Source organism: Bradyrhizobium sp. NBAIM08, from assembly GCF_020193935.1.
Classification (GTDB): domain Bacteria; phylum Pseudomonadota; class Alphaproteobacteria; order Rhizobiales; family Xanthobacteraceae; genus Bradyrhizobium; species Bradyrhizobium yuanmingense.
This window is the reverse complement of record NZ_JADYVR010000021.1, coordinates 13001-38491: the sequence shown is the minus strand read 5'-3', so window position 1 is coordinate 38491 and position 25491 is coordinate 13001. Positions and strand designations below refer to the sequence as shown.

At 64.8% G+C, this 25491-nt stretch carries 25 protein-coding genes; 8 read left to right on the top strand and 17 right to left on the bottom strand.

The features are described 5' to 3' along the window. Positions 1-10: 10 nt before the first annotated feature. Complete coding sequence (locus I6F37_RS36410; protein ID WP_225141879.1) at positions 11-508, bottom strand: septal ring lytic transglycosylase RlpA family protein; 498 nt, start codon at positions 506-508, stop codon at positions 11-13. Positions 509-1167: 659 nt separating this feature from the next. Between I6F37_RS36410 and I6F37_RS36405 the strand changes: the two genes are divergently transcribed. The 5 genes from I6F37_RS36405 (at position 1168) to I6F37_RS36385 (ending at position 6273) form a co-directional block, all read left to right on the top strand. Next, positions 1168-1728, top strand: coding sequence for a F0F1 ATP synthase subunit delta (locus I6F37_RS36405; protein WP_109141817.1), 561 nt, complete (start codon positions 1168-1170; stop codon positions 1726-1728). Beyond that, entirely contained in the window at positions 1728-3257 is a 1530-nt protein-coding gene (gene atpA, locus I6F37_RS36400; RefSeq protein ID WP_057026554.1) for a F0F1 ATP synthase subunit alpha, read from the top strand. Before I6F37_RS36405 ends, atpA begins: the two co-directional genes overlap by 1 nt. A gap of 170 nt (positions 3258-3427) precedes the next feature. Continuing rightward, a complete protein-coding gene (locus I6F37_RS36395; protein ID WP_225114554.1) occupies positions 3428-4300 on the top strand; it encodes a F0F1 ATP synthase subunit gamma in 873 nt (290 codons plus the stop codon). 34 nt (positions 4301-4334) lie between these two features. Continuing rightward, positions 4335-5777, top strand: coding sequence for a F0F1 ATP synthase subunit beta (atpD, locus tag I6F37_RS36390; RefSeq protein ID WP_225130761.1), 1443 nt, complete (start codon positions 4335-4337; stop codon positions 5775-5777). 88 nt (positions 5778-5865) lie between these two features. After that, entirely contained in the window at positions 5866-6273 is a 408-nt protein-coding gene (locus I6F37_RS36385) for a F0F1 ATP synthase subunit epsilon (RefSeq protein WP_036008748.1), read from the top strand. 170 nt (positions 6274-6443) lie between these two features. Here I6F37_RS36385 and I6F37_RS36380 read toward each other — a convergent pair whose 3' ends face one another. The 10 genes from I6F37_RS36380 to proB form a co-directional block, all read right to left on the bottom strand. Continuing rightward, positions 6444-6944 carry an RNA pyrophosphohydrolase gene (locus I6F37_RS36380; protein ID WP_036024643.1) on the bottom strand — a complete coding sequence of 167 codons (501 nt, stop codon included), beginning with the start codon at positions 6942-6944 and terminating at the stop codon, positions 6444-6446. A gap of 197 nt (positions 6945-7141) precedes the next feature. After that, positions 7142-7648, bottom strand: coding sequence for an RNA pyrophosphohydrolase (locus I6F37_RS36375; RefSeq protein ID WP_036024645.1), 507 nt, complete (start codon positions 7646-7648; stop codon positions 7142-7144). Positions 7649-7723: 75 nt separating this feature from the next. Next, positions 7724-8944, bottom strand: a complete 1221-nt coding sequence (locus I6F37_RS36370) for a divergent polysaccharide deacetylase family protein (protein ID WP_074447571.1) — start codon at positions 8942-8944, stop codon at positions 7724-7726. Positions 8945-9090: 146 nt separating this feature from the next. Next, positions 9091-10452, bottom strand: a complete 1362-nt coding sequence (locus I6F37_RS36365) for a S41 family peptidase (RefSeq protein ID WP_036008736.1) — start codon at positions 10450-10452, stop codon at positions 9091-9093. Further along, positions 10449-11828, bottom strand: a complete 1380-nt coding sequence (locus I6F37_RS36360) for a murein hydrolase activator EnvC (protein WP_225154061.1) — start codon at positions 11826-11828, stop codon at positions 10449-10451. The genes I6F37_RS36365 and I6F37_RS36360 overlap by 4 nt, the downstream gene beginning before the upstream one ends. Positions 11829-11860: 32 nt before the next feature. Next, the gene (gene rlmH, locus I6F37_RS36355; protein ID WP_036008734.1) at positions 11861-12343 is read right to left on the bottom strand and encodes a 23S rRNA (pseudouridine(1915)-N(3))-methyltransferase RlmH; all 483 of its coding nucleotides are present in this window, start codon (positions 12341-12343) and stop codon (positions 11861-11863) included. Between the two features lie 93 nt (positions 12344-12436). Continuing rightward, entirely contained in the window at positions 12437-12793 is a 357-nt protein-coding gene (gene rsfS / locus I6F37_RS36350; protein WP_024338888.1) for a ribosome silencing factor, read from the bottom strand. A 209-nt stretch (positions 12794-13002) separates the two neighbouring features. After that, positions 13003-13647 carry a nicotinate-nucleotide adenylyltransferase gene (locus I6F37_RS36345; RefSeq protein ID WP_036024650.1) on the bottom strand — a complete coding sequence of 215 codons (645 nt, stop codon included), beginning with the start codon at positions 13645-13647 and terminating at the stop codon, positions 13003-13005. 19 nt (positions 13648-13666) lie between these two features. Then, positions 13667-14962: a glutamate-5-semialdehyde dehydrogenase gene (locus I6F37_RS36340; RefSeq protein ID WP_225148668.1), complete on the bottom strand. Its 1296-nt coding sequence runs from the start codon at positions 14960-14962 to the stop codon at positions 13667-13669. Positions 14963-15068: 106 nt separating this feature from the next. Then, positions 15069-16190: a glutamate 5-kinase gene (proB, locus tag I6F37_RS36335; protein WP_036008728.1), complete on the bottom strand. Its 1122-nt coding sequence runs from the start codon at positions 16188-16190 to the stop codon at positions 15069-15071. 191 nt (positions 16191-16381) lie between these two features. On the opposite strand from proB, the gene I6F37_RS36330 reads away from it, so the two are divergent. Further along, positions 16382-17347, top strand: coding sequence for a Bug family tripartite tricarboxylate transporter substrate binding protein (locus tag I6F37_RS36330; RefSeq protein ID WP_036008726.1), 966 nt, complete (start codon positions 16382-16384; stop codon positions 17345-17347). Between the two features lie 160 nt (positions 17348-17507). Here the strand turns inward: I6F37_RS36330 and I6F37_RS36325 are convergent, their stop codons facing one another. The 3 genes from I6F37_RS36325 to I6F37_RS36315 form a co-directional block, all read right to left on the bottom strand. Continuing rightward, positions 17508-19142: an alkaline phosphatase family protein gene (locus I6F37_RS36325; protein ID WP_225154056.1), complete on the bottom strand. Its 1635-nt coding sequence runs from the start codon at positions 19140-19142 to the stop codon at positions 17508-17510. Between the two features lie 237 nt (positions 19143-19379). After that, entirely contained in the window at positions 19380-20420 is a 1041-nt protein-coding gene (obgE, locus tag I6F37_RS36320; protein WP_036008723.1) for a GTPase ObgE, read from the bottom strand. A gap of 85 nt (positions 20421-20505) precedes the next feature. After that, positions 20506-20988: a MaoC family dehydratase gene (locus tag I6F37_RS36315; protein ID WP_225115129.1), complete on the bottom strand. Its 483-nt coding sequence runs from the start codon at positions 20986-20988 to the stop codon at positions 20506-20508. Positions 20989-21261: 273 nt separating this feature from the next. Here I6F37_RS36315 and I6F37_RS36310 point away from each other — a divergent pair, with 273 nt between their 5' ends. Further along, positions 21262-22176, top strand: coding sequence for a DMT family transporter (locus I6F37_RS36310; RefSeq protein ID WP_225154055.1), 915 nt, complete (start codon positions 21262-21264; stop codon positions 22174-22176). 180 nt (positions 22177-22356) lie between these two features. On the opposite strand, the gene I6F37_RS36305 is transcribed toward I6F37_RS36310, so the two are convergent. From I6F37_RS36305 to rplU, 3 genes are all read right to left on the bottom strand, one after another. Further along, the gene (locus I6F37_RS36305; RefSeq protein ID WP_225154054.1) at positions 22357-22950 is read right to left on the bottom strand and encodes a GNAT family N-acetyltransferase; all 594 of its coding nucleotides are present in this window, start codon (positions 22948-22950) and stop codon (positions 22357-22359) included. A gap of 162 nt (positions 22951-23112) precedes the next feature. Continuing rightward, on the bottom strand, positions 23113-23382 hold the full coding sequence (rpmA, locus tag I6F37_RS36300) for a 50S ribosomal protein L27 (RefSeq protein WP_025032812.1): 270 nt from the start codon (positions 23380-23382) through the stop codon (positions 23113-23115). Positions 23383-23485: 103 nt separating this feature from the next. Beyond that, complete coding sequence (rplU, locus tag I6F37_RS36295; protein WP_036008712.1) at positions 23486-23872, bottom strand: 50S ribosomal protein L21; 387 nt, start codon at positions 23870-23872, stop codon at positions 23486-23488. A gap of 332 nt (positions 23873-24204) precedes the next feature. Here rplU and I6F37_RS36290 point away from each other — a divergent pair, with 332 nt between their 5' ends. Further along, positions 24205-25332 carry an ROK family protein gene (locus I6F37_RS36290; RefSeq protein WP_036008710.1) on the top strand — a complete coding sequence of 376 codons (1128 nt, stop codon included), beginning with the start codon at positions 24205-24207 and terminating at the stop codon, positions 25330-25332. Positions 25333-25491: the final 159 nt, after the last annotated feature.

The following is a 25491-nucleotide window of genomic DNA, read 5'->3' as shown; positions in this document are numbered from 1 at the left end:
GATCGCGCCTTTAGGAGACGACTTCCGCGGTGACGCGGCCAACGCCGCGACTGGTGAGGCCAATGGCGCGGGCGGCACCCGTGGAGAGGTCGAGCACACGCCCGCGAATGAACGGGCCGCGGTCGTTGATGGTGACGATGACGCTCTGGCTGCCATGGGTGACGCGCAGCTTGGTGCCGAAGGGCAGCGAACGGTGCGCCGCGGTCATGGCGTTCTGGTTGAAGCGCTGGCCCGAGGCGGTCTTGCTGCCGGACTCATTGCCGTAAAAGGACGCGATGCCGGAGAAGCTGCGGCCCGTGCCGGAGGTCGGTGTCATCGACGCATTGGCATTGCGCCAATCGGCGGTCGCGTTGGCCTCGGTCTGGGCGTGGTGGCGGTGGTGATGCCGGTGATGCCGGGATTTGGCGGAAGCTTCGGTGGCAGTTCCACCGACGAGGAGAGTTGCGGCGACGAAAGCAATCGCCGTACGCGGCCGGGTCGCAAAGCCCAGCGTCTTCAAAGACAGCATTTAATGGTCCCTAAGCTAGTATTGCCACATGTGTGGCAAGTGGAGCCCCCATCAGTTTGTGAGCGATTTGGCGTTTCGATTCCCAATGAGGCGTGAATTGGGCAGTAAATCCGGTATGTGTCGTCATGAAATATCTTGTTACCGTCGCGAGATATTCATCCGATATCCCGTAATCTTCGCCTTTAACGATTTATTAACCTCTAATTTACTTGCGAATACTGTAAAGCGAAGTCATCGCTCCTAGCGTTTAGAATTCGATAAGTATTCGGCGGGTCGAACCGGTGGGAACGGATTCACGCCTCAAGCGATCCGTGTTCATGGCCGCTATGCGCTGGGGGCAGGAACCAATGGAAGGTGTCGCGGCACGGCCGGCGCTGAATTCCGTGACGTGGCAGGTCGCCGCCTCGGTCGGCCCTCCCGCGCGCAATGTGTTGCAAGGCTGCGACGAACTGGCGATAGAACCTCATGCCTTTAGTTTGGCGTCATGTTGCACCTGCGCACCTGCTATGTTAGCAAAGCCGCGATTTTAACGAGCCCGGCACCTCCCGTGCTGGTCGGAAATCGAAGTCCCGCTTGAATTCCAAGGGCTTGGATCGCTAGGCGCCGCTTCGTGGCGACGGTTTTTCCCTTGCGAGTTTGACAGCAAAAAGAGCGCGTCTGTGGCTGCAGAAGATACGTCCGTTTCAGGTGTGTCCGGCCGTTATGCAACGGCCTTGTTCGAGCTGGCCCGCGACCAGAACGTGGTCGACGAGGTCAAAGCCGATCTTGATAAATTCGATGCCTTGCTGAACGAAAGCGCTGATCTCAAGCGCCTCGTCCGCAGCCCGGTGTTCGCCGCCGATGCCCAGTCCAAGGCCCTTTCGGCCGTGCTGGACAAGGCGGGCATCGCCGGCATCACCGCCAACTTTCTGAAAGTGCTGACCGCCAACCGCCGCCTGTTCGCGGTGGCCGACGTCAGCCGCGCCTACCGCGCCCTCGTGGCCCGGTTCAAGGGCGAGACGACGGCCGACGTCACGGTGGCGGAGGCGCTCTCAGACAAGAATCTCGATGCCCTCAAGGTTGCCCTGAAGTCGGTGACCGGCAAGGACGTCGCGCTGAACGTGAAAGTCGATCCCTCGATTATCGGTGGCCTCGTCGTCAAGCTGGGCAGCCGCATGGTGGATGGTTCGCTTCGCACCAAACTCAATTCGATCAAGCACGCGATGAAAGAGGCAGGCTGATGGACATCCGCGCCGCGGAAATTTCCGCGATCCTCAAGGACCAGATCAAGAATTTCGGCCAGGAAGCTGAAGTCTCCGAAGTCGGACAGGTGCTGTCCGTCGGCGACGGTATCGCCCGCGTCTACGGTCTGGACAACGTCCAGGCCGGTGAAATGGTCGAGTTCGAGAACGGCACCCGCGGCATGGCGCTGAACCTCGAAACCGACAACGTCGGTGTCGTTATTTTCGGTGCCGACCGCGAGATCAAGGAAGGCCAGACCGTCAAGCGCACCCGCGCCATCGTGGACGCGCCGGTCGGCAAGGGCCTGCTTGGCCGCGTGGTCGACGCGCTCGGCAACCCCATCGACGGCAAGGGCCCGATCCAGGCCGACAAGCGCATGCGCGTCGACGTCAAGGCGCCCGGCATCATTCCGCGCAAATCGGTGAACGAGCCGATGGCGACCGGCCTCAAGGCCATCGACGCCCTGATCCCGATCGGCCGCGGCCAGCGCGAGTTGATCATCGGCGACCGCCAGACCGGCAAGACCGCGATCGCGCTCGACACCATCCTGAACCAGAAGCCGCTCAACGCGCAGCCGGACGAGAACATCAAGCTGTACTGCGTCTACGTCGCGGTCGGCCAGAAGCGTTCGACCGTCGCCCAGTTCGTGAAGGTGCTGGAAGAGCAGGGCGCGCTCGAATACTCGATCGTCGTCGCCGCCACCGCCTCCGATCCGGCGCCGATGCAGTACATCGCGCCCTTTACCGGCTGCACCATGGGCGAGTACTTCCGCGACAACGGCATGCACGCGGTCATCATCTATGACGATCTGTCCAAGCAGGCCGTCGCCTACCGTCAGATGTCGCTGCTGCTGCGCCGCCCGCCGGGCCGCGAAGCCTATCCCGGCGACGTGTTCTATCTGCACTCCCGCCTGCTCGAGCGCGCGGCGAAGCTGAACAAGGACATGGGCTCGGGCTCGCTGACGGCGCTGCCTGTCATCGAAACCCAGGCCAACGACGTGTCGGCTTACATCCCGACCAACGTCATCTCGATCACCGACGGCCAGATCTTCCTGGAAACCGACCTGTTCTTCCAGGGCATCCGTCCTGCCGTGAACGTCGGTCTGTCGGTGTCGCGCGTCGGTTCGTCGGCGCAGACCAAGGCCACCAAGAAGGTCGCCGGCAAGATCAAGGGCGAGCTCGCGCAGTACCGCGAAATGGCGGCGTTCGCGCAGTTCGGCTCCGACCTCGACGCCTCGACCCAGCGCCTGCTCAACCGCGGCTCGCGCCTCACCGAGCTGCTCAAGCAGCCGCAGTTCTCGCCGCTGAAGATGGAAGAGCAGGTCTGCGTGATCTGGGCCGGCACCAACGGCTATCTCGATCCGCTCCCGCTCAACAAGGTGCGCGCGTTCGAGGACGGCCTGCTCTCGCTGCTGCGCGGCAAGCACGCCGACATCCTCAACGCGATTCGCGACAGCCGCGATCTCTCCGACGATACCGCTGCCAAGCTGAAGTCGGTGGTCGAGGGCTTCGCGAAGTCTTTCTCGTAAGAAGGCCGTCATGGCCGGGCCAAAGCGCGAAGCGCGTCTTCGCAACTGAAGTCCCGGCCATCCACGTCTTGTGCGTGGAAGACGGAGAACGTGGATGCCCGGGACACGCCCGGGTATGACGAAAGGATAGGGTCGCGGTCGAGCCGCAGGCTGATCGCTGGGGACGAAGAATGGCGTCACTTAAAGACATGCGCGTCCGCATCGCCTCCACCAAGGCGACGCAAAAGATCACCAAGGCCATGCAGATGGTCGCGGCCTCCAAGCTGCGCCGCGCGCAGACCGCCGCGGAAGCGGCGCGTCCCTATGCCGACAAGATGAGCGCGGTGATCTCCAACATCGCCAGCGCCGCGGTCGGCTCGCCCGGCGCACCGGTGCTGCTGGCCGGCACCGGCCGAGACCAGGTTCATCTGCTGCTGGTCTGCACCGGCGAGCGCGGCCTGTCCGGCGCCTTCAACTCCTCGATCGTGCGTCTCGCCCGCGAGCGCGCTCTGGCGCTCGCTGCGCAGGGCAAGGAGGTGAAATTCTTCTGCGTCGGCCGCAAGGGTTACGAGCAGCTCCGCCGCCAGTTCGACAAGCAGATCGTCGAGCACATGGACCTGCGCAGCGTCCGCCAGCTCGGCTTCGTCAACGCCGAGGAGATCGCCAAGAAGGTTCTGGCGCGCTTCGACAACGGCGAATTCGACGTCTGCACGCTGTTCTACTCGCAATTCAAGTCGGTGATCGCGCAGATCCCGACCGCCCAGCAGGTCATCCCGCTGGTCATCGAGGAGGGCGGTGCCGCCAACACGACGTCGTACGAATACGAGCCGGAAGAGGACGAGATCCTCACGCGGCTGTTGCCGCGCAATCTCGCCGTGCAGATCTTCCGCGCCCTGCTCGAGAACAACGCCTCGTTCTACGGCGCGCAGATGAGCGCGATGGACAACGCCACGCGCAACGCCGGCGAAATGATCCGCAAGCAGACGCTGGTCTACAACCGCACGCGTCAGGCTCAGATCACCAAGGAACTCATCGAAATCATCTCCGGCGCAGAAGCAGTCTGACCGGACACGAAATTCGGATCGAAGGAGACAGTAAATGGCTACAGTAGCCACACAGATCGGTCGCGTTACCCAGGTCATGGGCGCTGTCGTCGACGTGCAGTTCGAAGGCCACCTGCCGGCCATTCTCAACTCGCTCGAGACCAAGAACGGCAACAACCGCCTGGTGCTGGAAGTCGCGCAGCATCTCGGCGAGTCGACCGTCCGCACCATCGCGATGGACGCCACCGAAGGTCTGGTGCGCGGCCAGGAAGTGACCGACACCGGTCAGCCGATTTCGGTTCCCGTGGGTGACGGTACGCTGGGCCGCATCATGAACGTCATCGGCGAGCCGATCGACGAGGCCGGCCCGATCAAGTCGGAAGGCACGCGCGCCATCCACCAGGAAGCGCCGACCTATACCGACCAGTCGACCGAAGCCGAAATTCTCGTCACCGGCATCAAGGTCGTCGATCTGCTCGCTCCGTATGCGAAGGGCGGCAAGATCGGCCTGTTCGGCGGCGCCGGCGTGGGCAAGACCGTGCTGATTCAGGAGCTGATCAACAACGTCGCCAAGGCGCACGGCGGTTACTCCGTGTTCGCCGGCGTCGGCGAGCGTACCCGCGAGGGCAACGACCTCTACCACGAGTTCATCGAGTCCAAGGTCAACGCCGATCCGCACAATCCGGATCCGAGCGTGAAGTCGAAATGCGCTCTCGTGTTCGGTCAGATGAACGAGCCGCCGGGCGCCCGCGCCCGCGTCGGCCTGACCGGTCTGACCGTTGCCGAGCACTTCCGCGACCAGGGCCAGGACGTGCTGTTCTTCGTCGACAACATCTTCCGCTTCACGCAAGCGGGTTCGGAAGTGTCGGCGCTGCTCGGCCGTATTCCTTCGGCGGTGGGTTATCAGCCGACGCTCGCGACCGACATGGGCGCGCTGCAGGAGCGCATCACCACCACGCAAAAGGGCTCGATCACCTCGGTGCAGGCCATCTACGTGCCGGCCGACGACTTGACCGACCCGGCGCCCGCGACCTCGTTCGCGCACTTGGACGCCACCACGGTGCTGTCGCGCGCGATCTCGGAAAAGGGCATCTATCCGGCGGTGGACCCGCTCGACTCGACCTCGCGCATGCTCTCGCCGCTGGTCGTCGGCGAGGAGCACTACACCGTCGCCCGTCAGGTCCAGCAGGTGCTGCAGCGCTACAAGTCGCTCCAGGACATCATCGCCATTCTCGGCATGGACGAGCTTTCGGAAGAGGACAAGCTGACGGTGGCCCGCGCCCGCAAGATCGAGCGCTTCCTGTCGCAGCCGTTCCACGTCGCCGAAATCTTCACGGGTTCGCCGGGCAAGTTCGTGGATCTCGCCGACACCATCAAGGGCTTCAAGGGCCTGGTCGAAGGCAAGTACGACCACCTGCCGGAAGCTGCCTTCTACATGGTCGGCACCATCGAAGAGGCTGTCGAAAAGGGCAAGAAGCTGGCGGCGGAAGCGGCCTAAGGTGCGAATGGCGAATAGGGAGTAGCGAATAGACGCGCTGCTCTCTTCGCCACTCGCCATTCGCTACTCACCATTCGCAAGGTTTCCCATGGCCACCTTCCATTTCGATCTCGTCTCTCCGGAAAAGCTCGCCTTCTCGGGTGAGGTCGATCAGGTCGACATCCCCGGCGCCGAGGGTGATTTCGGCGTGCTGGCGGGGCATGCGCCGGTCGTGGCTGCGATCCGGCCCGGCATTCTCACCGTCACCACCGGCGGCCGCCACGAGAAGATCATCGTGCTCGGCGGCCTTGCCGAAGTCTCCGAAAAGGGCCTCACCGTGCTCGCCGACGTCGCGACCTCGCTGGACGAGCTCGACCGTGTCCAGTTCGCCGAGACGATCGCGGAGATGGAAGAGAACTTGAAGGAGCACGAAGGCACCGAGCTCGATCAGGCCATCGAGCGGCTCGACCACTTCAAGAGTATCCAGCATCAGCTCAACGCCACGGCTATGCACTAAGCCCCGGGGCACCGCTCCGGGGCTCGATCTCCAAATTCCTGAACAGTTTCAGCGCTCGTCACGGTCGTGGCGGGCGCTGAAACTTTATTGCGCTATCGTTGGCGCTGTCGCCTATTTTATCGCGGCGCGTCAGACACTTCGCTACTGTGCATGGGGTTGTTTTCGAGAGTTCAGTCGGCGAGGTGCGCAAACTCCTGTGCCACCGCGCGGTAGACCTCGCGGCGGAACGGCACCACGAGGTCGGCGACACGGCCGAGGCGCTCCCAGCGCCAGGCGTCGAACTCGGCGGGCTGGCCGTTGCGCGGCGTCAGCGGATCGATCTCGTCGTCCGTGCCGGTGAAGCGCAGCGCGAACCATTTCTGACGCTGGCCGCGAAATTTCGCCAGCCGGTGCGTCTGCGGTCCGTCGTAAGGCGGGAATTCATAGGTGAACCAGTCGGTCTCGCCGAGATAGTCGGCACTGACGACGTTGGTCTCCTCCCACAGCTCGCGCATCGCCGCATCACGCAGGTTCTCGCCCTCGTCGACGCCGCCCTGCGGCATCTGCCAGTCGAGCCCCGGCAGGATGATCTCGGGTCCGTCACCCTTGAAGCGATGGCCGATCAGCACGCGGCCGTCGGCGTTGAACAGCGCGATGCCGACGTTCGGGCGGTAGGGTTTGTGGGTCGTCACGCGTAACCTTCTCTCGTCATTCCGGGGCGCGCGAAGCGCGAGCTCTGGTGCGCAATTGCGCACCTGAGAATCCATAACCACAGGCCACAATGGGTTGAAAGGCCGTGGCTGCGATCCTTCGCACAGCTTCTGCCTGGGAGTATGGATCCCCGCCTTCGCGGGGATGACGACCGAGCGAGCCGCGACAGGTGATCTGATCACCCCTCCGCCAGCGCAGAAAATTCCTGCACCACGCGCTCATAGACTGGGCGCTTGAACGGGATGATCAACTCAGGGAGATTCTTCATCGACTCCCAGCGCCAGCTCACGAATTCCGCCTTGTGGCCGCCGCCGCCGGGATGCTCGACGTTGATCTCGCTGTCCTTGCCGGTGAAGCGCACCGCGTACCATTTCTGGCGCTGGCCGCGGTAGCGGCCCTTCCAGGCGCGCCCGGCAACGGTGCGCGGAATGTCATAGGTGAGCCAGTCCGGGACCTCGCCGAGCCGCTCGACCGAGCGCACGCTGGTCTCCTCGTAGAGCTCGCGCTTAGCCGCTTCCCAGGTGTCCTCGCCGGGATCGACCCCGCCCTGCGGCATCTGCCAGACATGGGTGTCGTCGACATGCTCAATGCCGCCGGCGCGGCGGCCGATGAACACCAGTCCCTTTGGATTGATCAGCATCACGCCGACACAGGTCCGGTAGGGCAGATCCTCGTAACGCGCCATTCCGCCAGACCTCTTGCCTGCTTCTTGGGAAGGCATGCCGGCCCCGCGAGACCCGCGCCGAACCAATTCGTTGATTTAGCTGGATTTTGATTTCAGCATCGCGGTTGTCAATGGCACCAAAAGGATACCTCGGTCGCCCAATGTCTTGGTCCAGGCGCTGATGCGCTCGATCGAGACGGGCAGGGCGGAGGCCGTGCCGACGGCGATGCCGCGCTCGCGCGCCGCCGATTCCAGCTTGTTGAGGGCGCGGTCGATCTCGGTCGCCGTCGGCACCGCGTCGATGGCGATATCGCCCTTGCCGAACGGCACGGCCTGGTTCGCCGCGGCCTGGGGCGCGATGCTGCGGGGCGAGGAGCCGTCGTCGAAGAAGCCGAGCCCGCGCTTGGCCGCCTCGCGGATGATCGGCTGCATCGCCGGCTCCGTGGCGATGAAGCGGGCGCCCATGAAATTGGTGAGGCCGGCATAGCCCTGCATCCGGCTGAGGTGCCAGTACAGGCGGTCCATGTTCTGGTCGGGGCTGAGCGAGGTCAGCAGCGTCTGCGGCCCCGGATCGTTGTCGGGGAAGTCGTAGGGCTCCATCGGGATCTGGAGGAAGATCTCGTGGCGCTGCGCCCGCGCCCGCTCGGCGAGCTTGCCGGGGTCGGAGCCGTAGGGCGTGAAGGCCAGCGTCACCGCCGGCGGCAGCTTCATGATGGCGTCCAGGGTCTTGGCGGCGCCGACGCCGAGGCCGCCGATCACGATCGCGACCACCGGCATCTTGGCGGCCTTGGCGCGGTCGGCGTCCGCCGCATAGACGTTGAACGGCCTCAGCCCGTCGGCGACCACCGGGATCATGCCGTAGCGCGATTTCTCCAGCAGCTTCGGATTGATCCCGGTCATGACGGGCGGCGGGGCGGATGCAGCCTCGCCCTTGTCGGCGGCATCGCCCCCGCCGATCACCACGTCGCGGCGGGCGCCGGTGGAGCCGTCGATCATGGTGATGGTCTTCTGCTCGCCGGGCGCGGCCTGCTTCGGCGCTTCCTTGGTCTCGTGCTTGGTTTCCTGGCCTTGGCCGATGGCAGACTTGTCGTCCGTGGCCTTCTCGGCCGGCCTGAGCTGGTTGATCGCGATCCGGCTCATCGGCTCACCGCCGAGCGGGTCCTTGTTGAAGATGGCGAAGCCGGCAAAGGTAACCAGGAACAGGCCGAGCAGAACAGCCAGCAGCTGCATAGACGTGAACGGCAGCCGCAGCCGCCGTTTGCGGCGCGGCTTATCCTGTCCGAGCGGGGCGCTCAGATCATCGGCCGTTTCAGTCATGCGCGATCCCGAATCACTCCAGCCGACGATACCACGCCGAGGTCAAGCGGCGGCAGGCCGGGATAGGCCGGAGGCAGCAGCAGTTCCCAAGCAAAAAGGGCGGCTTCGGGAAGCCGCCCTTTCGCTGGATCGCGTGATACGCCGACCTAGTTCGCCGCTTTGGCCTTGTCGGTCGCCGCCTTGTTGTCGTTGCCGGGCGTCGGCGCCGCGGAGGCGCTGTTCTTGATGCCGTGGAGCAGGTCGCCGGCGAGCTTGAGCGCCTTGTCGTCCTTGGCGTCCGGCGGGACGTAGGACTGCGAGCCCGTCTTCTCGTCGCCGTCGTTCTTGAGGTGGCCGCGCAGCGAAGCCTCACCCTTGGTGTCGGTGCGCGACTTCAGCTCGTCCGGCACGTCCTGGAGCACTTCGATATCGGGCACGATGCCCTTGGCCTGGATCGACTTGCCCGACGGCGTGTAATAGCGCGCGGTGGTCAGCCGCAGCGCGCCGTTGCCGCTGCCGAGCGGAATGATGGTCTGCACCGAGCCCTTGCCGAACGAGCGCGTGCCGACGATGGTCGCGCGCTTGTGGTCCTGCAGCGCGCCGGCGACGATTTCCGACGCCGAGGCCGAGCCGCCATTGACCAGCACGATGACCGGCCTGCCCTTGGTCAGGTCGCCCGTATGCGCGGCGCGGCGCTGGGTCTCCTCGGCATTGCGGCCGCGGGTCGAGACGATCTCGCCCTTCTCGAGGAACGAGTCGGAGACGGTGACCGCTTCCTCGAGCAGGCCGCCCGGATTGTTGCGGAGGTCGATGATGAAGCCCTTGAGCTTGTCGCCGCCGATCTGGTTCGTGAGGTTGCCGATCTCGCGCTTCAGGCCTTCGGTGGTCTGCTCGTTGAAGGTGGTGATGCGGATATAGCCGATGTCATCCTGCTCGACGCGCGCGCGCACCGAGCGGACGCGGATGTTGTCGCGCACCAACGTGACGTCGAGCGGATTGTCCTGGCCCTTGCGGATGATCTTGAGCTTGATCTTGGTGTTGACTGGACCGCGCATCTTCTCGACCGCCTGGTTCAGGGTCAGGCCCTGCACCGCCTCGTCGTCGAGATTGGTGATGATGTCGTTGGCCATGACGCCGGCCCGCGAGGCGGGCGTGTCGTCGATCGGCGAGACCACCTTGATCAGGCCGTCCTCCATCGTGACCTCGATGCCGAGGCCGCCGAACTCGCCGCGGGTCTGCACCTGCATGTCGCGGAAGCTCTTCGCGTCCATGTAGCTCGAGTGCGGATCGAGGCCGGTAAGCATGCCGCTGATGGCGGATTCGATCAGCTTGGTGTCATCGGGCTTCTCGACATAATCGGAGCGCACGCGCTCGAACACGTCGCCGAACAGGTTGAGCTGGCGATAGGTGTCCGCGGTGGCGGCTCGCGCGCTGGAGCCCATGAACACCGCGCGCGGCTGGGTCACGAACAGCGTCAGCGCTGCACCGGTGGCGGCGCTGAGGAGGATTACTGAAGTCTTGCGCATCATCCGCGAACCTTCTCGCCTTCATTTGCGGCCCACCATGGGCCTGGATCGATTGGAGTGCCGTCTTTACGGAACTCGACATACAGCACAGGTTGACTCGCATTGGTGGCGAGAATGGAAGCGACCTGAGAGGTCGACCCCATGGTCGCGACCGGCTCCCCCGTGAGCACAAACTGGCCGATGTTGACCGAAATGCGCTCCATCCCGGCGATCAGGACATGATACCCGCCCCCGGCGTTTAGGATCAAGAGTTGTCCATAGCTGCGGAATGGGCCGGCATACACAACCCAGCCATCACACGGCGTCGTGACCTGGGCGCCGGGCTTGGTCGCCAGCGAAATGCCCTTCTGGACGCCGCCGACCCCGTCGGAACCGCCAAAGTCCCTGATCTTGTTACCGTTAACCGGAAACGGCAGGAGGCCCTTGGCCGAAGCGAAGGCGATCGCCGGGGTGGTGCGGGACTTGTCCTTGAACGCGCCCGGGCCCTGTTTGGCGCTGGCGGCCGCGTTTGCCGCCGCCAGTTTGGCCTCCTTGGCCTCGGCCTGCCTTGCGGCCTCGGCAGCCTTCTCGGCCGCCCTGGCGGCGGTTTGCAGATCCTGCTCCATCTTGGCGATCAGCCCCTGGAGATCGCCGACCTGCCTTGACAGCGCGATCGCGCGCGCGCTTTCGGCATCGAGGTCTTTTTCCCGCGCGGACTGCTGACGCTGCCGTTCCTCGATCAGGGCGGTGAGCCGGGCCTGGTCATTGCGGACCTTGTCGCGGTCGGAGGCGAGCTGATCGCGCTCGGTGGCAATGGTCCTGCGCAAGGCCACGAGCTCGCCGAGCTCGCCTGCGATCTTCTCGGCGCGGCCGCGCAATTCCGGCACGACGGCGCCAAGCAGCATCGCGGTGCGCAAGGATTGCAGCGCATCTTCGGGCCGCACCAGCAGCGCCGGCGGCGTGCGCCGGCCGGCGCGCTGCAAGGCCGCCAGCACCTCGACGATGTCGGCACGGCGCGAATCCAGCGAAGCGCGCATCTGCTGCTCGCGGCCGTTCAGCGTTCGCAGCCGCGCCTCGGCCTCGTCGATCTTGGTTTCCACGGCGCGCACATTGGCGGCGGTGTCGATCAGCTGCTGATTGAGCTGGGTGCGGTCCTGGCCGAGCGCGGTGATCTCGGCCTTCAGCTTGGCCTGCGCTTCTTCCGCGCTTCGTTGCCTCGCGCGCGCGGCCTCCAGCTCCTGCTCGCGCTGCTTGATCGCATCGGGCGAGACGGCGGCAGTCTGCGGCGACGGCGCAACTGTCTGACCTTGCGTCTGGGCTTGCGCGAGGCTTTCTTCGGCGAAGAGGCTTGCGCCGGCAAGGCCGGTGATCAGCAGCAGGTTGAGGAGCGGCGCTCGCATCGTGTCGGCAAAGGTGCTCGTTGTGGCGCGCATCACGCGCGGTGATAGGGATGGCCGGCCAGGATGGTGGCGGCCCGATACAGCTGTTCCAGAAGCATGACGCGGACCATTTGGTGCGGCCAGGTCGCAGAGCCGAACGCGATCGCGAGCTTGGCCTTACGGCGCAATTCGGGCGAAAGTCCGTCCGCCCCTCCGATCACGAAAATAGTATGTCCGGCGCCCTCGTCGCGCCAGCGCGCCAGATGCCGTGCGAATACGGTGGACTCGAGATTCTGGCCGCGCTCGTCCAGCGCCACCAGGATCGCCTTATCAGGAATATGCGCCGAGATCGCCGCGGCCTCTTCGGCCATCCGTGTCGCGGCGTCGCGCGCGCGGCTTTCGGGAATTTCGTGGATGCCGAGCTCGCGGAATCCAAGCTTGCGGCCAGCCTCCTCGAACCGCTCGAAATAGCGGTCTGCAAGCTCCCGTTCGGGGCCCTGCTTCAGCCGGCCCACCGCAATGACAGCAACACGCATGATTTTAGGAGTCGCGTTGACGAGACCGCGCGCAACAGGCGCGCGCACGACGCTAGCATGCGCGTCAGCCGATTCGAAATCGGCCAGTTGAGCCTAGATCGCCTTCGCCGCCCCTGGGCCCTGCGTGTACAACCGCTCGAGGTTGTAGAACTCGCGGACCTCGGGTCTGAACACGTGCACGATCACGTCGCCGGAATCGATCAGCACCCAGTCGCAATTGGGCAAGCCCTCGACATGGATGTTTTTGATGCCGTTTTCCTTGAGGCTCTTGGTGACGTTTTCCGCGATCGCGCCGACGTGCCGGTTCACCCGGCCGGTGGTGACGATCATGTAGTCGGAGTACGCCGATTTGCCGCGAAGGTCGATGGTGACCGTCTCTTCCGCCTTCATGTCCTCGAGGCGGGAGAGGATCAGGCTCAGCGTCTTGTCGGCGTCGGGTTGCGCCTTCAAGGCCGCAGCTTTGGTCGATGTTTTACGCGTAGGCTTGGCAACCTTGGGTAAAACAGACTTGGACAATACAGATGCGGTCAGGGACCATTCCTTTCACTGTATCGCGAACGCCGAATCCGGGCGCCCACTGGTTACACTACATCATGTGGGGTTAAGGGTTTCAATATGCCAGAGAGACCGAAATCCCCACCAGGTCGGCACACTTCGTCTCACTTCGTACCTTTCCAGCTCCCGTCCGGGTTCCGTAGGCCGGTCGAGGACAGATTCAGCTTCAATCCGGTCAGGAACACCCAGGCCGGTGCCGGCCGATCTGCAAGCTGGACGGCCTTGTTCTCGGGCAGACGGTAGCGCGATAACGCCTGGGCCGCGGGCGAGCCGAGCGCGCGAAAACTCTGCGGGGGGCGATCGATCACGGCCATCGGCACCTGGGCGGCGATGCGCCGCCAGTCCTGCCAACGATGGAATTGAGCGAGATTGTCGGCGCCCATGATCCAGACGAAGCGCAAGCCAGGGAAGCGGCGGCGCAAGGTGTTGATCGTGTCGATAGTATAGCGGGTGCGAATGACGGATTCGAGACAGCTCACCTCGATGCGCGGATCATCGGCGACCTCGCGCGCGGCCTGCATGCGCTCGCCGAGCTCGTGCAGCGTGCCGTTCTCCTTGAGCGGATTGCCCGGCGTAACCAGCCACCAGACGCGATCGAGCTGCAATCGCTTCAGCGCGAAGCGGCTGATCGCGCGGTGCGCCTGATGCGGCGGGTTGAACGAGCCGCCGAGCAGGCCGATGCGCATGCCCGGCGTCGAGGGCGGAACCGCTTGCGCCACGAAGCGCGGCACGACGAGATTGTTGCTCAATGCCCGCGCCCCGCGACGTCTACGGCCGGGTCTGTCCGGTGCCGCGGACGCGATATTTGAAGCTCGTCAATTGCTCGGCGCCGACCGGGCCGCGGGCGTGGAAGCGGCCGGTGGCAATGCCGATCTCGGCGCCGAACCCGAACTCGCCGCCATCGGCAAACTGCGTCGAGGCGTTGTGGAGCACGATCGCGGAATCGACCTCGCTCAGGAACTTGCTCGCCGCAGCCTCATCCGCGCTCACGATGGCATCGGTGTGATGCGAGCCGTGGTCCTGGATGTGCGCGATCGCGCCGTCGACGCCGTCCACCACCTTCGCCGCGATGATCGCGTCGAGATATTCGGTGTCCCAATCCTCCTCGCTCGCCGGCTTGACGCGCGCATCGGCCTTCTGCACGGCCTCGTCACCGCGCACCTCGCAGCCGGCATCGAGCAGCATCTCCACCAGCGGCTTCAGGTTCTTGCCAGCGGCGGCACGATCGACCAGCAGCGTCTCGGCCGCGCCGCAGACGCCGGTGCGTCGCATCTTGGCATTGAGCACGATCGACTTCGCCATGGCGAGGTCGGCGCTGCCATCGATATAGACGTGGTTGACGCCTTCGAGATGCGCGAAGACAGGCACGCGCGCCTCCTGCTCGACCCGCGCGACGAGGCTCTTGCCCCCGCGCGGCACGATGACGTCGATGGCGCCGTTGAGGCCCGACAGCATCATGCCGACCGCTGCGCGGTCGCGCGTCGGCACCAGCGTGATCGCAGCTTCCGGCAGGCCGGCTTCGCGCAGGCCCTGCACCAGGCACTCATGGATGGCGCGGCACGAGCGGAAACTGTCGGAGCCGCCGCGCAGGATCACGGCATTGCCCGACTTCAGGCACAGCACGCCGGCATCGGCCGCGACATTGGGCCGGCTCTCAAAAATCACGCCGACGACGCCGAGCGGCACGCGCACGCGCTCGATGGACATGCCGTTCGGCCGCTGCCAGCGCTCGGTGACGACGCCGATGGGATCGGCGATGCCGCGCACAATGCCGATGCCTTCGGCCATGCCTTCGATGCGCGCCGGCGTCAGCGTCAGGCGATCGATGAAGGAGGAGGTGGCATTGCCGGCGGCACGGGCCTCCGCGACGTCCTCCGCATTGGCGGCGAGGATCGCGGCCGAGTTGGCGCGGATTGCCCGCTCCATGGCTTCCAGCGCGCGGTTCTTCTGCTCCGGCGGCGCCAGCGCCAGCACGCGCGCGGCAGCGCGGGCACGGGTTCCGAGATCGGACATCAGCGCCTGAAGATCGGCATTGCCGTCAACGGCTTTGAGGGGGGCGGCCATGGGGTCAAAACCTTCTGCTAAGGCGGTGTCCTAGCACGGAAATCCCGCTTTTGCGAAGGGCGGGGAGGGTATGACTGGTCTCCCGGCGGCGAGCGGGGCGGGGCCCTTACCCGCCCACCACCAGATCATCCCGGTGGATCATCTCCGCGCGGCCGCTGATGCCGAGGATGGTCATCACGTCGGGGGAGGAGCGGCCCTTGATCCGCTCGGCATCATCGGCGTCATAGGCGATCAGGCCGCGGCCGACCTCGCTGCCGTCGGGGCCGCGCACGATCACGGCATCGCCGCGGGCGAACTGGCCCTCGACCTTGTTCACGCCGGCCGGCAGCAGGCTGGCCCCGGCCCGTAGCGCGGTCACCGCGCCGGCGTCGATGGTCAGCGTGCCCTTCGGCTCCAGCGTGCCCGCGATCCAGCGCTTTCGCGAGGTGATGGGATTGGCCGGCGTCAGGAACCAGGTGCAGCGGCCGCCATCGGCGATCGCCTGCAAGGGATGCTCGATCTTGCCGGAGGCGATCAGCATATGCGTGCCACCGGTCGTCGCGATCTTGGCGGCCTCGACCTTGGTGCGCATGCCGCCACGCGACAGCTCGGACTCGGCATCGCCGGCCACCGCCTCGATCTCCGATGAGATGCTGTCGACGACGGGAATGAGTTTTGCGTTCGGATTGTTCTTCGGCGGGGCATCGTAGAGCCCGTCGATATCTGAGAGCAGCACCAGCAAGTCGGCGCTCGCCATGGTCGCGACGCGCGCGGCGAGGCGATCATTGTCGCCGTAGCGGATCTCGGTGGTCGCCACCGTGTCGTTCTCGTTGATCACGGGGATCGCGCGCCATTCCAGCAGCTTGCCGATGGTGGAGCGCGCGTTGAGATAGCGGCGGCGCTCCTCGGTGTCCTGCAGCGTCACCAGGATCTGGCCGGCGCCGATACCGTGGGCGCCAAGCACCTCCGACCAGATTCGCGCCAGCGCGATCTGACCGACGGCGGCCGCGGCCTGGCTCTCTTCCAGCTTCAGCGGGCCGCGCGGCAATTTCAGCCGGCTGCGGCCGAGTGCGATCGAGCCGGAGGAGACGACCAGCACGTCGCGCCCTTCCTTGTGCAGCTTGGCCATGTCGTCGGCCAGTGCAGCCAGCCAGGACGCACGCACCTCGCCCCTGTCGGAATCCACCAGCAGCGCTGAGCCGACCTTGACGACGATGCGGCGGAATTGGCTGAGTTCGGGGCTGGCCATGTCTCTTGTGTGCTGGCGCTGGATGCGAATGACGGCGGAGCGACAGGCGGCGCCGATGAGCCCTGCTTTTGCAGCAGGACGGTGACCGGCGCAAGTCAGCCGGGATGGTAAACGACGCATGTCGGCCTTGTGTCAGCCGTCCGTCTGGCTCTAATGGCGATCAACGATAAACGGGCCGAAAGAGGAAACGAATGGATCGCCGCAAATTCATGGCCGGATGCCTCGGCCTGTCGCTGTTCGCGCAGGCGGGTGGTGCGCGGGCGCAGGCCGGGCTGACGAAGATCATCTTCCCGTTTGCGGCCGGAGCCGGCGGCGACACGCTGTGCCGGCTGCTCGCGCAGGAGATGGCTCCGCTGCTGCAGCGGACCGTCGTGGTCGAGAACCGCACCGGCGGCGACGGCCTGATCGGCATCAAGGCGGTGAAAGGCGCGAGCCCCGACGGCAGCATGGTGCTGGTGACGACAGGGCCGACCATGTATCTGCTGCCAATGGTGGAGGCGACGCCGAGCTTCGACACGGCCAGGGATTTCATGCCGGTGTCGCTGCTGGCGCGCTTCGAGTTTGCGCTGGTGATCGGCCCGGGCATCGATGCTGCCGATTTCAAAGCGTTCGTAGCGTGGCTGAAATCGCATCCGGACAAGACCTCGTTCGGAGTGCCGAGCAACGGCACCATTCCGCATTTCACCGGCTCCAAGCTCGAGAAGGATCTCGGTATTCCCCTGACCCGCGTGCCCTATCGCGGCAGCGCGCCGATCCTTAACGACCTCGTCGGCGGCCACATTTCCTTCGGGATCACCACGCTGGCGGACGCGCTGCCGCAGCACCGCGCCAAGGGCGTGAAGATCATCGCGGTCGCGAGCGCGGAACGTTCACCCTTCGCGCCTGACGTGCCCACGCTGAAGGAGAGCGGCATCGATCTCGTTGCCGACGCCTGGTACGGCATGTGGCTTCCCGCCGGCAGCCCGCCGGAGTTCGCGAGCAAGCTCGGGGCGGCGGCGAGCGCCGCGCTCGCCAAGCCGGAGGTGAAGGAGAAGTTGACGGCGATCGGGCTGATTCCGATCGGCAGCAATGCGGACGCGCTATCCAAGGAGCTCGCCGCGAACACCGCGCTGTGGCAGCCGATCGTGAAGGCGACGGGCTACAAGATCACGAATTGAAGGCTGCCTCTTCTCCCTCTCCCCGTTCTTACGGGGAGAGGGTTGGGGTGAGGGGCTGTCTCCGCGAAAGCGCTGGCAATTGAACTCGCGGAGAGTCCCCCTCATCCGGAATTTGCTCTCGCAAATTCCGGCCTCTCCCCGCAAGCGGGGAGAGGCTGCTTCACATCTTCGCGCGCTGGGCGATGCCGTCCTTGATCGCCGCGAGCTCTTTCTCGTCCCAGATGCCGATCAGGATGCCACCCTTCACCTGGAGCTGACTATCCGCATAGGCGGCGATCTTCTCGCGTGGTGTGGTGATATGATCGTTAGGATGCAGCGCCCAGTCGAACAGCTCGGCCTGGAGCCGCGCGATGATGCCGGCGCATTCCGGATCGTCGCCGCGATCCAGATATTCGTCCGGATCGGTTTCGAGGTCGTACAGCATCGGGCGGAAGCCGGAGGCGTGGATGTATTTCCAGCGCCCGTCGAACACCATGAACAGGCGGCAGCGCTCGATCGGCTGGTTCAGCTTCAGCCGTACGTCCTGCATGGCATAGTCGTATTCGGAGAACGCCACCTTGCGCCAATCTGATGGCGTGCGCCCGCGCAGCAGCGGCAGCAGCGAACGTCCTTCGAGAATGTGGCCCGGCACCTTGCCGCCGAAATAATCGACGAAGGTCGGCGCGAGATCGATTCCCTCGACCAGCGCGTCGCTGCGTGTGCCGCGCGTGGCGTCGGCTTCCCGCGAAGGATCGATGATGATCAGCGGGATCTTTGCCGATTGCTCGTGGAACAGGTCCTTCTCGCCCATCCAGTGATCGCCGAGATAGTCGCCATGATCGGAGGTGAACACGATCATGGTGGTGTCGAGCAGGCCGCGCTCACCTAAAAACTTCATCAGTACGCCCATCTGGTCGTCGATCTGGGTGATCAGGCCCATATAGGTCGGGATCACCTTTTCGCGGGCATCGTCGCGCGCCATGTTGCGGGAATAGCGCATGTCCATGTAGGCGCCGAACACCGGATGCGGATTCTGCCGTTCGCGCTCCGAGCGGATCACCGGGATCATGTCATCCGTCGAATACATGCTGGCATAGGGCTCCGGCGCGATATAGGGCCAGTGCGGCTTGATGTAGGACAGATGCAAACACCACGGGCGGCCGTCCGTTTCCGCCTCGCTGATGAAGTCCATCGCGCGCCGCGTCATGTAGGGCGTCTCGGAATGCTCTTCTGGCACGCGCGCGGCCTTGTCGGCGTGCACCAGCAGCCAGCCGTTCTGCAAGCTGCCATCCTCGGCAGCGCCGGAATTGGCCCAGTGCTCCCAGGGATTGGTGGCTTCAAAACCCTGCTTTCGCAGATATTCGTCGTATTTCGGGCGTGGCCGTCCGGTCGGATGCAGGCCGTCGTCGCGCTCGTAAGGCTCGAAGCCGCATTCGGCGACATGCACGCCGATCATCGATTCCGGCGGGATGCCGAGCGCCTTCATGCCTTCGATGTCAGGCGCCATGTGGGTCTTGCCGACCAGCACGTTGCGCACGCCGATCTTGTTGAGGTGATCGCCGAGCGTGGGCTCCCCGACGCGCAGCGGCCAGCCGTTCCAGTGCGAGCCGTGCGAGCGCATGTAGCGCCCGGTGTAGAACGACATCCGCGACGGGCCGCAGATCGGCGATTGCACATACGCCTTCGTGAACAGCACGCCGCGCTTGGCCATGGCGTCGATGTTCGGTGTCTTCAGCGTGGGATGGCCGGTGCAGCCGAGATAGTCATAGCGAAGCTGGTCGCACATGATCCAGAGAACGTTCTTCGCGCGCGCCATGCGTTGTCCCTGCCGTTTCTTGATTGTTTGATGCTGCGCTATCGCGGGCGCGAAGACAAGCCGGTGATGCGCGCGCTCGCAGCGATAGACTCCGCTGTCGTCCCCGCGAAGGCGGGGACCCATAACCACAGGGAGTCGTTTGGCGAAGACTCGTCGTTCGGTACTTCGACCCTTCGCAACAGATAGATCACGCGGTATGGGTCCCCGCCTTCGCGGGGACGACGTTGGGGAGAGAGTTTAAGCCGACCACGGCTCCGCTTCGGCCGCGCTCTTGGCCTTGGCGGAGACCGGGCTCTCGCCGATCACATCGGCCAGCGCGCGCAACGCCTCCTTGACGCCCTGGCCGGTGGCGCCCGACAGCAGCAGCGGCGTCTTCTTGGCGGCGCGCTTCAGGCGGTCCTTCTGCTTCTTCAGCTCGTCCGGCTCGACCGCATCGATCTTGTTCAGCGCGACGATTTCGATCTTGTCGGTGAGCTGCCCGCCATAGGCGTCGAGCTCCTTGCGCACGGTCTTGTAGGCCTTGCCGGCATGCTCGCAGGTGGCGTCGATCAGGTGCAGCAGCACGCGGCAGCGCTCGACATGGCCGAGGAAGCGATCGCCGAGGCCGGTGCCTTCATGCGCGCCCTCGATCAGGCCGGGAATGTCGGCCAGCACGAATTCGCGGCCGTCGGCATTCACGACGCCGAGCTGGGGATGCAGCGTGGTGAAGGGATAATCGGCGATCTTCGGCTTTGCCGCGCTGACCTTGGAGAGGAACGTTGACTTGCCCGCATTGGGCATGCCGACGAGGCCGGCGTCCGCGATCAGCTTCAGCCGCAGCCAGATCCAGCGCTCCTCGCCGGGCTGGCCGGGATTGGCGTTGCGCGGCGCGCGGTTGGTCGAGGACTTGAAATGCGCATTGCCGAACCCGCCATTGCCGCCTTCGGCCAGCACGAACTTTTCGCCGACCTTGGTGAAGTCGTGGATCAAGGTCTCGCGATCCTCGTCGAAGATCTGCGTGCCGACCGGCACCTTCAGCACGATGTTCTTGCCGTTGGCGCCGTGGCGGTCCGAGCCCGAACCGTTCTCGCCCTTCTGCGCCTTGAAATGCTGCTGGTAGCGGTAGTCGATCAGCGTGTTGAGGCCGTCGGCGACCTCGATGATGACATTGCCGCCGCGGCCGCCATTGCCGCCGGAGGGACCGCCGAATTCGATGAACTTCTCGCGGCGGAACGCCACGCAGCCGTTCCCGCCGTCACCGGAGCGGATATAGACCTTTGCTTCGTCGAGGAATTTCATGGGCCATAGGTAGGCCAGCCGGCCCCCTGCGGCAACCCGGATCGGTCCGCAAATCGGCTGAAATTCCGCGAATTGGACCCCTTGCTTAATCCACCGGCCGCCGCCGGATCAGGAATTTCTGCGTGCCCTCCAGCACCAGCTCCTTGCGCTGGTTGAACACGGTGCTGCGCAGCGTCACCACGCCGGTGCTGCGCCCCGGCACCAGCTCGGTGACTTCGAGCGCGGGATAGATGGTGTCGTCGGCGAACACCGGCTTGAGGAACCGGCTCGACTGCTCGAGGAAGCCGACCAGGGAGTCCTCGACCATGAACGGAAACAGGCCGGCGCCGGGCGCGGTGTGGATCAGGGTCTGGAAGCCGTGGGCGAGCAGATGCGGCATGCCGCGGGCGCGGCAATATTCCACGTCGTAATGCACGGGGTGGGTGTCGCCGCTCGCGGTCTGGAATGCGGCGAACAATGCCGAGGTTTGGGTGCGGCTCGGCAGGACGAAGCGTTCGCCGACGACGAAATCCTCAAACCAGCGTTGCGTCGGGATCATGCGATGCCGTGCCGGATCGAAATCGGTCATGGCTTAGCTCTCTTCTTGGCTCTCTCGTCGCGTGGCCTGTATCGCTACCGCGATGCGAAGAGTGCGACAATCCGTTCAATTCGGCGTTGTGGGCTTGTCCCGGCGGCTCACGTCATTAAAACGACGGCAAGCACCACTACCAGCCGATTCCTGACGCTCTCTCCCCGTCATTGCGAGCGCAGCGAAGCAATCCAGAATCCCTCCGCGGAAAGATTCTGGATTGCTTCGTCGCAAGAGCTCCTCGCAATGACGAGCCCCCGAACGCGTGTTGTCATGCCCCTGTTCAAGAATCTCTCCGCCTATGACGATCGCTCCGCGCGCCTGGCCGGCATCGGGCTCATGGTGCTGTCGATCTTCATGTTCTCGTTCGGCGATGCCATGGGCAAGTTCCTGGTCGGGACCTATTCGGTGGGGCAGCTGCTATTCCTGCGCGCCTGCGCGGCACTGCTCCTGCTGTCGCCGCTGATCTGGAAGCAGCGTCACCAGTTTCTGCATTTGGAGCGGCCAGGCCTGCAGCTGGTTCGCGTCGTGCTGTCGACGCTGGAAGTCGCGGCTTTCTTTCTCGCAACCGTCTATCTGCCGCTCGCCGACGTCATCACCTATTATCTCGCCGGCCCGATCTTCGTCACCGCGATGTCGGCGATCTTTCTGGGCGAGAAGGTCGGCTGGCGGCGCTGGACCGCGATCCTGATCGGCTTCTGCGGCGTCTTGGTCGCGCTGCGCCCCTCGGCGCAGACCGTCAGCCTGCCGGCGTTGATCGCGCTCGGCGGGAGCCTCTCCTTTGCAACCCTGATGCTGATCACGCGCAGCCTGCGCAAGACGCCCGACATCGTGATGGCGTCCTCGCAATTCGTCGGCACGTTTTCGCTGGGCGCGGTGCTGTCGGCGTTCAACTGGGTGCCGCCGACGCCCGGCAGCCTCGCGATCTTCGCCGCCGCCGGGCTGGTTTCGGTCACCGCGCTGTTCTGCGTCAACCGTTCGCTCAAGCTGGCGCCGGCCAGCGTCGTGGTGCCCTACCAATATTCGATGATCGTCTGGGCGGTGATCTTCGGCTTCGTCGTGTTCGGCGACGTCCCATCCATCGCAACACTCGTCGGCGCCGCGATCATTATCGGCGCCGGGTTCTACATTTATCTTCGGGAGCGCGATCTGGGACGTGAGAGCGACGAGGTCAATCCGCCGGCGTAGCCACGCTCACAACGTCATCCCCGGGCGCGCAAAGCGCGAGCCCGGGATCCATACCCACAGGGAGCAGTTGAACGACGACCGGGAGTGGGCGCTTTGCCCCGCACTGCGCTCCGGGATTATGGATCCCGGGCTCGCGCTACGCGCGCCCCGGGATGACAATTGCGAGTGCGGCGCCTCGCTCTACCGCACTCGTCTCGCACTGCTCCAGCTCTTCAGCGAGGCCCACACGCCGCGCGACAGGCGGAAGCAGTCGACGGGCGTGGAGGAGCCCAGCGCCAGGAAACGGTGCAGCTGCACGCCGCTCCACTGGAAGCCGCACTTCTCCAGCACCTTGCGCGAGGCCGGATTGGTGACGCGCGCGCCGGCATAGAGATGCTCGTGCTCGAACTCCTCGAAGAAGAAATCGATCGCGCCGCGCGCGGCCTCGGTGGCAAAGCCCCGGCCCCAATGCTCGACGCCGAGCCAGTAGCCGAGCTCGGCATTGCCGGGCTTGGAGCAATCGATGCCGACCATGCCGACCGGCCCGCTGTCGTGCTCGATCAGGAACACGGTCTCGCTGCCGAGTTCGGCGGTGGCGCGGATGAATTCGGCGGCGTCGTCCTGCGAATAGGGATGCGGCAGGCGGCGCGTGTTCTCGGCGACGCGGCGGTCGTTGGCGAGCCGGGCGATGGTCCTGACGTCGGCCAGCGTCGGCCGCCGCAAGGTCAGCCGCTCGGTGGCGACGACGCTTGGTCTCGCCTCGGCCAAGGTCACGCTCGAGAAATCCTGCAACATGTCCGGCTCCGTGAAAGTCACTAAGTCAAAGTGCAAAGAACAAAGTGAGCAAAGAAAAGGGGAGGCCGGTTTCCCGCCTCCCCTTGGAGCCTTCGATCTCTTGCGATCTCTAGGACTCCGCCGGTTCAGTCGGGACCGGCGGACTCCGTTTTTGTCCACCGTCTATTCAGCAGCCTCGGCAAGCGGGAGCACCGATACGAAGGTGCGGCCGTTGGCTTTGGCTTGGAACGCAACGCGGCCCTCGATCTTGGCGAACAGAGTGTGGTCCGTACCCATGCCGACATTGAGGCCGGGGTGCCAGGTCGTGCCGCGCTGACGCGCAATGATGTTGCCGGGCGTGACGATCTCGCCGCCGAACGCCTTGATACCGAGGCGCTTGCCCTTGGAATCGCGACCGTTGCGCGATGAACCGCCTGCTTTTTTGTGAGCCATGGCTCGTCTCCGAAATCCTGCGTAGTTCTAGGTCAATTCCTTGACGGAATCATTTCAAAACGTCGCACGCATCAATTCGTGAATTGGCGTGATCGGTTTTGCGTTACTCGGCGGCTTCCGCTGCCGGCTCCTTCGTCACCTTTTCCTTCTTCGGACGCGGGCCCTTGGTGGGCTTGGCGCCGTCCGTCAGAATCTCGCTGATGCGCAGAACCGTGATCTCGTCGCGATAGCCGCGCTTGCGGCGCGAGTTCTTGCGGCGGCGCTTCTTGAACGCGATGACCTTCGGTCCGCGCTTGTGGTCGAGCACCTCGACCGCGACGGACGCGCCTGCGACCGTCGGGACGCCCAGCACCGGCGTGTCGCCGCCGACCACGAGCACTTCATTCAGCTGCACGATCGAGCCGACTTCGCCTTCGATCTTGCCTACTTCGAGAACATCATCCGGCACGACGCGGTATTGCTTGCCGCCGGTTTTGATGACTGCGAACATCGTTCTTTCTCCGTGTTCAATCCCGGCCTCGGGACGCGGAGCGTCCGGGTCGGCTTTTTGTCAGTCGCTATGGTTTATGCGAGTCTGCGCGGGCGGGAGTTATCCCTTTGAAAACCCAAGCAAAAACAAGCGGCGCGAGAAACGCCCCGCGCCGGCTGTGGGACTTATAGCGGCCGAGCGCGCCAAGTCAAGGAAAACTGGGCGAAAACCGCCCGGATTTGAAGGCTTTGGCCGCGCTGAAAGCGCGCAGCCGAATCTCGGGTGGGCTTTGCAACAAACGGGTTCCCCCGCAGTTGTCCCGGCCGGAACAAGCAAGCGGGGCAAGGGCTCTCATGGCAACAGACGAACTGGTCAAAACAACGGGCATCGCCCAGCATGGCGCCGAACGGCTGCCGTCGGTCGACGTCGACAGCTTCAACATCGAGATCAAGGACGAGGACGGCTTTCTCGGCGACCGCGCCAGCAAGGGCGCGTTCCGGGAGGTGCTCGAGCGCTGGCGCAAGCCGCTGCGCAAGACGGGGGAGGACCCGTTCGGGAAGGTGCCGACCGAGGAGATCAACAAGAAGACGCTGGACGCCATCCTGATCGGCGACGACACCGAGGCCTCGGCCGTGGTGCACAGCGCGATCGAGGATTTCTCCCAGGAGCTCGCTTATGTCACGCGCCGATTCCTCAAGACCAAGGCCTGGGCCAAGACCGAGCGCATCGTCGTCGGCGGCGGCTTTCGCGATTCAAGGCTCGGCGAGCTCGTGATCGCCCGCGCCGAGATCATCCTGAAATCCGAGGGCTTCAAGATCGACCTGCAGCCGATCCGCCATCATCCTGACGAGGCCGGCCTGATCGGCGCGCTGCACCTGGCGCCGTCCTGGATCTTCGAGGCTCATGACAGCATTCTCGCCGTCGACATCGGCGGCACCAACATCCGCTGCGGCGTGGTGGAAACCGGCTGGAAGAAAGCCAAGGATCTGTCCAAGGCCAAGGTGGTGCATGCGGAGCTGTGGCGTCACGCCGACGACGAGCCGACGCGCGAAGGCGCGGTGAAGCGGCTGACCAAGATGCTGAAAGGGCTGATCACGGAGGCCGAGGCCGAAGGCTACAAGCTCGCGCCGTTCATCGGCATCGCCTGTCCCGGTGTGATCAACCCGGACGGCTCGATCGAGAAGGGCGCGCAGAATCTGCCGGGCAATTGGGAGAGCAGCAAGTTCAACCTGCCGGCGAGCCTGATCGAGGGCATCCCCGCCATTGGCGAGCACGACACCGCGATCCTGATGCACAATGACGGCGTGGTGCAGGGGCTCTCGGAAGTACCGTTCATGCAGGACGTTGACCGCTGGGGCGTGCTCACCATCGGCACCGGACTTGGCAATGCGCGCTTCACCAATCGCCGCAAGGAAGGCAACGGCAAGGACCGGGATTCCACGGAGAACGGGAAGAAAAAAGGTAAAGCGGACAAGGAGTAACCTTGACCGGTTAGGTTAAGGACCGGATTGCGTTGCGGACCGCCCGTCGCACGCTAGGGTCGAATCGTCGCTTCCACTCGGCCGGCGAAGCCGCCCTTCACGGCCAGTATTTCAATAAGCGGCACGGGACCGCCAGTGTTTACCGCGTCTGGCGGTCCC

Coding starts and splice junctions, on each gene's coding strand:
- I6F37_RS36410 (WP_225141879.1), bottom strand. CDS start 508: ATGCTGTCTTTGAAGACGCTGGGCTTTGCGACCCGGCCGCGTACGGCG.
- atpA (WP_057026554.1), top strand. CDS start 1,728: ATGGACATCCGCGCCGCGGAAATTTCCGCGATCCTCAAGGACCAGATC.
- I6F37_RS36395 (WP_225114554.1), top strand. CDS start 3,428: ATGGCGTCACTTAAAGACATGCGCGTCCGCATCGCCTCCACCAAGGCG.
- atpD (WP_225130761.1), top strand. CDS start 4,335: ATGGCTACAGTAGCCACACAGATCGGTCGCGTTACCCAGGTCATGGGC.
- I6F37_RS36385 (WP_036008748.1), top strand. CDS start 5,866: ATGGCCACCTTCCATTTCGATCTCGTCTCTCCGGAAAAGCTCGCCTTC.
- I6F37_RS36375 (WP_036024645.1), bottom strand. CDS start 7,648: ATGGCGCGTTACGAGGATCTGCCCTACCGGACCTGTGTCGGCGTGATG.
- I6F37_RS36370 (WP_074447571.1), bottom strand. CDS start 8,944: ATGACTGAAACGGCCGATGATCTGAGCGCCCCGCTCGGACAGGATAAG.
- I6F37_RS36365 (WP_036008736.1), bottom strand. CDS start 10,452: ATGATGCGCAAGACTTCAGTAATCCTCCTCAGCGCCGCCACCGGTGCA.
- I6F37_RS36360 (WP_225154061.1), bottom strand. CDS start 11,828: ATGCGAGCGCCGCTCCTCAACCTGCTGCTGATCACCGGCCTTGCCGGC.
- rlmH (WP_036008734.1), bottom strand. CDS start 12,343: ATGCGTGTTGCTGTCATTGCGGTGGGCCGGCTGAAGCAGGGCCCCGAA.
- I6F37_RS36340 (WP_225148668.1), bottom strand. CDS start 14,962: ATGGCCGCCCCCCTCAAAGCCGTTGACGGCAATGCCGATCTTCAGGCG.
- proB (WP_036008728.1), bottom strand. CDS start 16,190: ATGGCCAGCCCCGAACTCAGCCAATTCCGCCGCATCGTCGTCAAGGTC.
- I6F37_RS36330 (WP_036008726.1), top strand. CDS start 16,382: ATGGATCGCCGCAAATTCATGGCCGGATGCCTCGGCCTGTCGCTGTTC.
- I6F37_RS36325 (WP_225154056.1), bottom strand. CDS start 19,142: ATGGCGCGCGCGAAGAACGTTCTCTGGATCATGTGCGACCAGCTTCGC.
- obgE (WP_036008723.1), bottom strand. CDS start 20,420: ATGAAATTCCTCGACGAAGCAAAGGTCTATATCCGCTCCGGTGACGGC.
- I6F37_RS36315 (WP_225115129.1), bottom strand. CDS start 20,988: ATGACCGATTTCGATCCGGCACGGCATCGCATGATCCCGACGCAACGC.
- I6F37_RS36310 (WP_225154055.1), top strand. CDS start 21,262: ATGCCCCTGTTCAAGAATCTCTCCGCCTATGACGATCGCTCCGCGCGC.
- I6F37_RS36305 (WP_225154054.1), bottom strand. CDS start 22,950: ATGTTGCAGGATTTCTCGAGCGTGACCTTGGCCGAGGCGAGACCAAGC.
- rpmA (WP_025032812.1), bottom strand. CDS start 23,382: ATGGCTCACAAAAAAGCAGGCGGTTCATCGCGCAACGGTCGCGATTCC.
- rplU (WP_036008712.1), bottom strand. CDS start 23,872: ATGTTCGCAGTCATCAAAACCGGCGGCAAGCAATACCGCGTCGTGCCG.
- I6F37_RS36290 (WP_036008710.1), top strand. CDS start 24,205: ATGGCAACAGACGAACTGGTCAAAACAACGGGCATCGCCCAGCATGGC.